This window comes from Thiolapillus sp. (genome assembly GCF_048562965.1).
Lineage (GTDB): Bacteria > Pseudomonadota > Gammaproteobacteria > Chromatiales > Chromatiaceae > Thiolapillus > Thiolapillus brandeum_A.
Window position 1 is genome coordinate 1 of sequence record NZ_JBHNMF010001160.1, and the last position, 818, is coordinate 818.

2 protein-coding genes are annotated in these 818 nt (G+C 55.5%); both read right to left on the reverse strand.

What is annotated here, in order from left to right; genetic code table 11:
* The coding region (locus ACOCD2_RS23015; protein WP_419626213.1) for a hypothetical protein at positions 1–436 on the reverse strand (436 nt) is incomplete at its 3' end.
* Positions 418–818, reverse strand: a 401-nt coding sequence (locus tag ACOCD2_RS23020) for a hypothetical protein (protein WP_419626215.1), incomplete at its 5' end; no start/stop codon positions are given. The genes ACOCD2_RS23015 and ACOCD2_RS23020, both read right to left, overlap by 19 nt.

Below are 818 nucleotides of genomic sequence, written 5' to 3' on the forward strand. Positions count from 1 at the left end.
ATTTGGCCGTATTCCGTATAGCCAGCGCCTCTTCCGACAACATACTTTCAGTTTGTCTGGACAGCGTAGCAACTGGAGAGGGTGGCGGGACATGGCTAACTTCTTCGTGGATGATCTGAACGTCTTCAGTATCTGATTCAAGGTCAGGTGTAGAGAGATCCCGGATAGCCATCTCCACGGTCTCTCCACCCATCATTGCGCCGGTGGGGTCAGAGTGTGTTACGGGTGAAGATCCGCTGTATATGTAGCCTGACATGAACTGCCTGGCGGGGTCTGGTTCTATGAACCGGCTCAACCGGTATGAGAGCTCGCGGTACTGTAGCGTTATCAGGTCTCCGCTGTAGGGTGCGGTCGCGTACTGTGGCGACGGGCTACCGGGTACGGCCTGTAGCAGGAGGGCAAGCAGGATCCACAGTTTCATCGCTTCCGCTTCCATGGCAGCCAGGACCACCTGCTTTTTGGGGCAGTCTTTGGCATCAGGCTACGGTGTGTCTCATGTAAGGCTTCCAGCACCTGCGGATCCTGCTGTGCGAAGTAGATGAAGCCCATATTGTCATACCGGGTAATGGCCCGGTCCAGATCCCGGAAGTAAGCTCCTGCCTGCTCCCGCCCCCGAGTTATGGCTTCGTCATACTTCGCGACACACCCAGCCATCCGATCTGCGGAATCTCGCAGTAAGGAGTATAGGTCCTTAGATTCATCCTGGAAGCCTGCTAGTGGTGAGCGTATGCCGCGCATCTTTATGATTTTAGGGTCGGCAAGGAACGCCATACGCCGGTTGTACTCGGATAGTACGTGGTTTCTGCGACGGACAAGTG